Source organism: Curtobacterium sp. B18 (assembly GCF_000333375.1).
In the GTDB taxonomy this organism is placed as follows: domain Bacteria; phylum Actinomycetota; class Actinomycetes; order Actinomycetales; family Microbacteriaceae; genus Curtobacterium.
Window position 1 is genome coordinate 1 of sequence record NZ_BACZ01000657.1, and the last position, 7,327, is coordinate 7,327.

The following is a 7,327-nucleotide window of genomic DNA, read 5'->3' on the forward strand; positions in this document are numbered from 1 at the left end:
AGCTCGGTCCCGGGGGACCTCTAGAGTCCGACGGACACGGGCCGCACACGTCGCAGTTGGCGTCCCGGGACCGCGCGCGCCGTCTGCACGGCATCGAGTACGCCACCGCCGGGTCCGGTGCGGTGTTCCTCGACGGTGCCCACTCGTGGTTCGAGTGCTCGGTCGAGGGTGTCCACCGCGCTGGCGACCACGACATCGTGGTGCTCCGTGTTCTCCGGGTCGCGCGGGATGCTGCACGGTCGGCGCTCGTCTGGCACCGGCCGGCGCGCCCGAGGGTCGCCGTCGACGCGCAGCCGTAGTCACGTCGGCTCCACCGCGGAGACCGTACGGTGCGGTCGCCGCGACGGGCGCTGATTCACGACGAGATGGAATGCATACAACGCCGCAGATCGTGGCGCCGACCGTCGCTACCGAGCCGCGAACGACCACGAGAACAAGTGCCTGTTCAGGGTGCCCGCACCCGCCTGTTGCAGTTGGTAGTGCCGGTCCGATCAGGAAGAACAGCTCCCACCGGACAAAGCGTAGGAAACCATCGCTCGACCCCGGCCACACAACACCGAGACCACGAACGCGATGGAGGGAGGTGGGATCATGTCGGACGTGCCCGCGGGCGACTGGCGTCCGCGTCTCGTGTTGGTTCGCTCAGCCGTTCTCGTCGTACATGTCCCCCCCCCTACCGTTTTCGGTAGTTCATCACCTCTGTAAGAACTTCACCGGAAACGATCGTTTCTGAGCAGGTAGCTCCTGGGTCGTGACACGCTGTGGGCAGCTTCGCTCGGTGTCGTCCTATTCGCATGGCTCTGCGCGGGATCGTCTCCCGCGCGGTAGATCGACCATGGTGACCGGAGTTGTGAAACGCGACCACGTTTTGCCCTGCTTCGCCGGGGCTCGGGCGCCGATGTACACCGCTGCCGCCGTCGGTCACGCGTCCGACCGTTCGGATCTGAGAGTTCATTAAGCCCATGGCGGAACTAAGCCTGTGAACTGGGGTTTTCTTCTTGTCCCCGAATGGGGGTCACCGAGCGGATTTCAGCTTTCTCTTATGCTCCGAGAACTGACAGCAACCCGTGCTGTCGCTGGGCCTAGGGGGTCTTGTGCGCACGTTGCTGCACGCTCCGCGCTCAAGGAGGCGCAGCATCGCTGCCGCCACACTCGGTGCGCTTGCACTGATCGGTTCTCTGCTGGTGGCAACACCAGCTCACGCGTTGAACGACACCGGTACCGGTGGTGTGTTCGTTCCGACCACGGGCCGGATCCTGGACACGAAGAACAACATCGGCGGCTACTCGACGCCGATGCCTGCGAAGACCTGGCGCACCGTCAAGGTCACCGGCCTTGCCGGCGTCCCTGACGATGGCACGGTTGGTGCCGTGTCCATGGTTGCGACGGTTGCTGACATCACCACGGCCGGGCAGTTGTTCGGTCGTCCGGATGCGGACACGAAGTACACGCTGATGGGGATCTACGGCGGCGAGCAGCAGCAGAACACGTCGTTCTCGTCCGTCCTCGCCGTCGGCGCCGACGGCACCATCCAGGTGTACGCGGAGACCAGCGCCCGGCTGATCCTGGACGTGCAGGGCTACTACACCGCGAACACGGACGGCACCGCCCCGGGCGGGTTCGTCCCGCTGAATGGCAAGCGCGTCGCGGACACCCGCTCCGGAACCGGCGTGCCGCAGGCGCAGCTCACCACCGGCAAGAGCGCCGTGCTGCAGGTCACCGGCACCGCCGGTGTCCCGGCGGGCGCGTCCGCGGTGATCGTGAACCTGGTTGCGATGAACGCGACATCGAACGTGGGGTTCCTGACTCCGTACCCGACGGGTGCGGCGCGGCCGGCGAACTCGTTCAACTACGCCGGCGGCACCACCACCACCATGCAGGCGCAGGTGAAGCTCTCCGCTGACGGCAAGATCACGATCTACAACGCCAACAGCACCATGGACCTCGCCATCGACGTGCAGGGCTACTTCACCGCCACCGGTAGCTCCGGTGCGGTGTTCACGCCGGGCTCGGGCCGCATCTTCGACTCTCGCGCGACTGGGAGCACGATCCTCGCCGGGAACGAGACCCGCGCGATCACCGTCGCCGGCCAGGCCGGTGTCCCCGTCATGGGCTCCGGCATCAACTCCGTCGTCCTGACCTTGACCGCGAACGCCGCCAACGGGTCCGGTTGGGGTCGTGTCTGGGCGAACGGCACCAGCGAGCCCGACACTGCTTCGCTCCGCTACGACAACGGAACGGTTCGCTCCAACACCATCACCGTCCCGATTGGCGCGAACGGGAAGATCAGTCTCCATAACATCGGCAACGGGGCAACGAACTTCATCATCGACGTCCAAGGCTGGTACGCAAACCCGCAAGCGCCGACTATCTCATGCCCGAGCCCATATCTCGCGGGCAGCTGGGCAACAGCGGTTCCATCTGCTGACATCATGTGCACCGTCGTGACACCCACGGAATCGAGCAGCGGCCAACAGCTCGCCGTCACCCTCGACGGCGATCTTGACAGTCTCAATGACTTGTCCGAAAGCGGCACGACGACGACCTCCGTTGCCGTCCCGGCGCACGGGGGTGTCCACACGATTTCGGTAGAGGTTGATACCGCAAGTGGCGCCTTTATTGCAGCGAATATCTACTCCTTTGGCCTCGGTGATTGGTCGTTGAAGTCGCTGACTCCGGCTCCCGCTGACGGGGCGGAGACCAATACAGCCGGATCGCTTTCAGTCGCTCCTGCCGACGACACATTCGGCCCTGACGCTCAGTTCCACTACGTCATCACAAGCGACGCCGACGGTAGCAATTTGGTGGCCGACAGCGACTGGGTCGCGGGTGATTTCCCGATCCCAGCGACTGCCTTGGCGCCAGGGCACACCTACTTCTGGTCTGTGTCGGTGCGTGGCACAAGCGGAGGCTCCACGACCGTCAAGACCGTCACATCGCCGACATGGTCGTTCGTAGCGAGCACGGCACCGACCGCTGCTATTTCCTGCCCCTCTCCGTATCAGGACGGTAGCTGGCAACACGACGCCCTCGATGCGCCCGTGACGTGCACGGTTACGGCGCCGCCGGCGTACACGGACGCGGCAAAGCTTTCCGTTGCTCTCGACGGAAACGATGTCGGCAGCCAGCCTCTCAGTCTTGGAGATCCCACGCAAATGACTGTGACAATCCCATCGGGGGCTGCGGCGCACTCAATCATTGCCACGACGTCAATTGATGCGACAAACGCTAGCACCGACGCGACCTTTGCTTTCGGCTCGGGACTGTGGTCGAACGCGGACTACGTACCGTCGATCAAGGATGGAGGGGATTCTGCGGATATTGCGCCCACACTTTTTGTCGACACCGACGGTGCTCCGTTCAGTGATGACGTCGAACTTCAATACACAGTCAGTGCTAATAGGGACGGAAGCGGTGCCGTCGCCCAGTCGGACTGGTCCTCCCACCCGTTGTCTGTCGAGTCAGGAACCCTCACAACGGGGCGCACATATTTCTGGCACGCTGAGGCAAGAGGGCCGCTGAACGATGGCTCGACTATCGCAGACGTGACCACTCCAACTTGGTCATTCACCGCAACCACAGACTCGAACCTGATTACAGGCGCCACGACTCAGGACACTACGAACTCCTCGCAAACCGAGTCGACGCAGGCGTCTGCAGCATCTAGCTGTCCGTCATGGCTTTTCATTGGCGTGCGTGGCACAAATGAAAAGGCTGGCTCCGGAAAATCCAGATGGGGCCACGGATGGACATCCGGAGGGTACGGCGAGATGGAGCAGGTTGCCCGAAAGCTCAGGAACGATGTTCGCGCCACTGTAGAGTCCCTGAACTACCCTGCCAGTTGGAGCGGGTCCGTTGGTCCGGTGTACTGGAATAGCGAAGCAAAGGGGCAAGCAAATCTCATTTCCGAGGTTAACGCCGTAGCGAAGAGCTGCTCTTCCACGAAGATTTGGATTGGCGGACATTCCCAGGGGGCTCAGGTCGTCGAGGATACCCTCGCGAGTAAGAAATTCTCCAAGACAGCGCAAGCTAATTTCCGGGGTGGCGTGCTCGCAGGCAATCCCACGTACAGGTGGGGTGAGTACGTGGACGCACCGGGCAATGGCGGCCTCAACGGGAAGCTTTACCCGTGGCACCATAGTGTTGACTTCCTCAAGGCCAAGAACAATAAGGGAAAGAAGGTAACGCAAGTTCGATCTTACTGTTTCCCGAATGACCTCTTCTGTCAAACATTCGGCACGTCGCTGCCCGTCCACAATTCGTATAAGAATGAGCCTACTCCTAGTAATGAAGAGAAGTGGTTGAGGCAGTTCGCATGAACACATTAACCAACGACGATCGTAAACGACCGAGCTTGCGTGCCGATTTAGTAATGATTTGGGTATTCTTTATCATAAGTTTGTTCGCGGCAATTATTGGGACTGGTTATGTGTTCGATTCGAACCTGACTGCCTACGCGTTTTGTGCGGAGAGGCAAAATGTCCCATGCTCCGGTGTGGGGTGGTACGGCAGCATGGCTCTATCTCTTGCAATCGGATTTGGGGCGGTGGCGGGTGGATTGCTCCTCGGTGTGCGTCGGCACCGAACTGGTCGTCGTGGTGCGCTATTCGTCCTTGGCTCAGTAGTTGTCGTTGTTTTGGTCACCTTAATAGCTGTTGTCTTCCTCAAGGTTGCATTGCCCCAACACTGAGCGGTCTGGAAGTGGGTGGCTGCGCGAGGTTCGAGATGTCTTTTCAAGAGCGTTTGCGATTTTGAATGTTCCGACGATCCTGCCGCTGCTGCTTGTGCCGGCGGACCTAGTGCAGATCTACGAGTAGCGATCCGCTGTTTGGTGCCACGAAAGGCACTTCGACACGGGCCATGTGTGCAGAGCTCCTCACCTTCGTGGAGGGTGGGGAGCTCTGCGGTGCGGTGCGGGCAGTGCGCAGGCGACGACTGTTGTGTGGCTGACGCAGTGCGGGTGCTGGAAGTCCAGCACCGCAAGAGCGCGCTGGCCAGCATCGCTGCGCTCGCCCAAAAGAAATCCGCAACGAGCCGTGTGACTGGCACTTAACCGCAATGTCCCGTTAGTGGCCGTTCTGGGTCTCCGACTTACATCCCTACGGTTGCGAGACGTCTCGTAGTCACGCGAACGCTTCCGCCAGTTCCGCGACGTGCGAGTCTCGCAATCATGTGTCGCAAGCATCCGCCCTGAATCCCCGCCATGGCGGTTGGTTGCGAGACAGAAGCAGCATCGTGGTGAAGCTGATCGGCTATGCGCGCGTATCGACCCAACGGCAAGGCGCCGATCGGCAAGATCAGGACCTGCTCGCCGCATGTGTCCGGCGGGATGACCTCTACATCGACTACGGCGTGTCCGGGGCCCGCGCCTCCCGGCCAGCGTTCGACCAGGCACTCGACACACTGCATGACGGTGACACGTTGGTCGTCACCACACTTGATCGGCTTGGCGTGTCCCCGATCGACATGCTCAGCTTCACCGTGCAGCTGGGTGATCGGGGGCGGGCCTCTGCGTTCTCAACCCCGGTCGGGCATCATTGACACATCGACCCCACTGGGCCCCACGACGGTCTCCGTCAGGGCGATGCTCACGCACATGGAGCTCTCCCTGTGCTGCCATGACCTCAGCGCGACACTGCCGCCACTCGGTCGAGTCAGCGGCGAGGGAGCTGGCAGTCCTCCGTGCCCACCGGAGGACCCCGTCAGCCCCGTACGACCGCCGCCACCGTCGCCACGACGACCTCCCGCCGCCGCGCCGCCCCCACCTCGTCCGTCAGCCGGGCGTACTCCGGTGTCGCACCACTCCACAGCGCAGCGGTGTGGATCACGACCCCGAGGAGCTCCGCCGCCGAGAACATCGTCGGCAGCCGTCCGTCCCGCTGCGCGTCCTCGATCGCCCGGAGCTTGGCGGCGTTGCTCTGCACCACGGCGTCGATCGGGTGCGAGGTGTCACCCCGCTCGAGCCGGTACCAGGTCGCGAGGCGCTGCACCCACGGCCGGTGCGCGTACGAGTCGTGCAGGCGTCCGGCGTACTCGGGGAGGTCGTCGGCGTCGATCGTGACCTCGTCGAGCGTCTCGGCGACCATCGCGTCGAAGACCGCGTCGAACAGGCCGTCCTTGCTGCCGAAGTAGTGGTAGATCTGCGCCTTGTTGCTCGCGGCGGCGGCGGCGATCCGGTCCACGCGCGCGCCGGCGATCCCGACCGCCGCGAACTCGTCGCGGGCGGCGACGAGGAGTCGGGCGCGGGTGGCGTCGGCGTCGCGGGGCATCGGCATCCGCCCACGTTATCAACCGGACGGTTGACAAGCGAGCAGCAGCGGTGTTCCATGAGGGGAGTCAACCAACCAGTCAGTTAGGAACGCAATGTCCGTCTTCCTCGTCACCGGTGCCTCGCGGGGCCTCGGCCGCTCGATCGTCACCGCAGCCCTCGCCGCCGGTCACCAGGTGGTCGCCGGGGTCCGGGACGTCCACGCCCTCGACGACCTCATCGCCGGCAGCGAGCCGGCGTCGGCCAGCACCCAGCTCGTCCCGGTCGTCCTCGACGTCACCGACCCCGACGCCGCCCGTGCAGCCGTCCGCACCGCGGTCGGGCGCTTCGGACGGCTCGACGTGCTCGTGAACAACGCCGGGTACGCGAACCTCGCCAGCATCGAGGATGTCGACCCCGCCGACTTCCGCGCCCAGGTCGAGACGAACCTGTTCGGCGTGGTGACTCTCAGCCAGGAAGCCGTGCACGTCATGCGCGAGCAGGGCTCCGGACACATCGTGCAGGTCTCGTCCGTCGGCGGGCGCATGTCGACGCCGGGGCTCGGCGCGTACCAGACCGCGAAGTGGGCCGTCGGCGGGTTCTCCTCGGTGCTCGCGAAGGAGGTCGGGCCCCTCGGCATCCGCGTCACCGTCCTCGAGCCGGGCGGTATGCGCACCGACTGGGCCGGCTCGTCCATGTCGGTCGCTCCGGTCCGGCCGGAGTACGAGGCGACCGTCGGCGTGTCCGCGCGGATGCACGGGGGCGCGAGCATCGGTGCGAGTGACCCGGACCTGGTCGCCCAGCTCGTCCTGCAGGTCGTCGCGATGGACGAGCCGCCGCTCCGCCTGCTCGTCGGCCCGGACGCGTTCGAGCACGGGACGACCGCCGGTCGCGCGCTCCTGGCCGAGGACGAGCGGAATGAAGCCCTCAGCCGGTCGACGCAGGCGGCCGACGCGACACCCGAGCAGCTGGACCCGCTGGCGCACGCCTGAGTCGTGACCACCCGCCGGACGGGAGGAGCGGTGCCAGCTGGTANNGCGCCTCCCGTCCGCGAACGGAGCCGTCGTAACGCGCTGGCCG

The 7,327-nt window shown here is 64.3% G+C and carries 6 protein-coding genes; 5 read left to right on the forward strand and 1 reads right to left on the reverse strand.

Annotation, left to right across the window (positions count from 1 at the left end; translation table 11 throughout):
- The 4 genes from I5E_RS17670 to I5E_RS22085 form a co-directional block, all read left to right on the forward strand.
- On the forward strand, nt 1-299 hold a 299-nt coding region (locus I5E_RS17670), incomplete at its 5' end, for a flavin reductase family protein (protein ID WP_031263087.1).
- A 795-nt stretch (nt 300-1,094) separates the two neighbouring features.
- Entirely contained in the window at nt 1,095-4,319 is a 3,225-nt protein-coding gene (locus tag I5E_RS17675) for a cutinase family protein (RefSeq protein ID WP_148287036.1), read from the forward strand.
- The gene (locus tag I5E_RS24835) at nt 4,316-4,690 is read left to right on the forward strand and encodes a hypothetical protein (RefSeq protein WP_148287037.1); all 375 of its coding nucleotides are present in this window, start codon (nt 4,316-4,318) and stop codon (nt 4,688-4,690) included. Before I5E_RS17675 ends, I5E_RS24835 begins: the two co-directional genes overlap by 4 nt.
- A gap of 545 nt (nt 4,691-5,235) precedes the next feature.
- Nucleotides 5,236-5,541: a recombinase family protein gene (locus tag I5E_RS22085; RefSeq protein ID WP_307159810.1), complete on the forward strand. Its 306-nt coding sequence runs from the start codon at nt 5,236-5,238 to the stop codon at nt 5,539-5,541.
- A gap of 161 nt (nt 5,542-5,702) precedes the next feature.
- Here the strand turns inward: I5E_RS22085 and I5E_RS17685 are convergent, their stop codons facing one another.
- Nucleotides 5,703-6,275, reverse strand: a complete 573-nt coding sequence (locus I5E_RS17685; protein ID WP_022908158.1) for a TetR family transcriptional regulator — start codon at nt 6,273-6,275, stop codon at nt 5,703-5,705.
- A gap of 88 nt (nt 6,276-6,363) precedes the next feature.
- Between I5E_RS17685 and I5E_RS17690 the strand changes: the two genes are divergently transcribed.
- Entirely contained in the window at nt 6,364-7,239 is an 876-nt protein-coding gene (locus tag I5E_RS17690) for an SDR family NAD(P)-dependent oxidoreductase (RefSeq protein ID WP_022908159.1), read from the forward strand.
- Nucleotides 7,240-7,327: the final 88 nt, after the last annotated feature.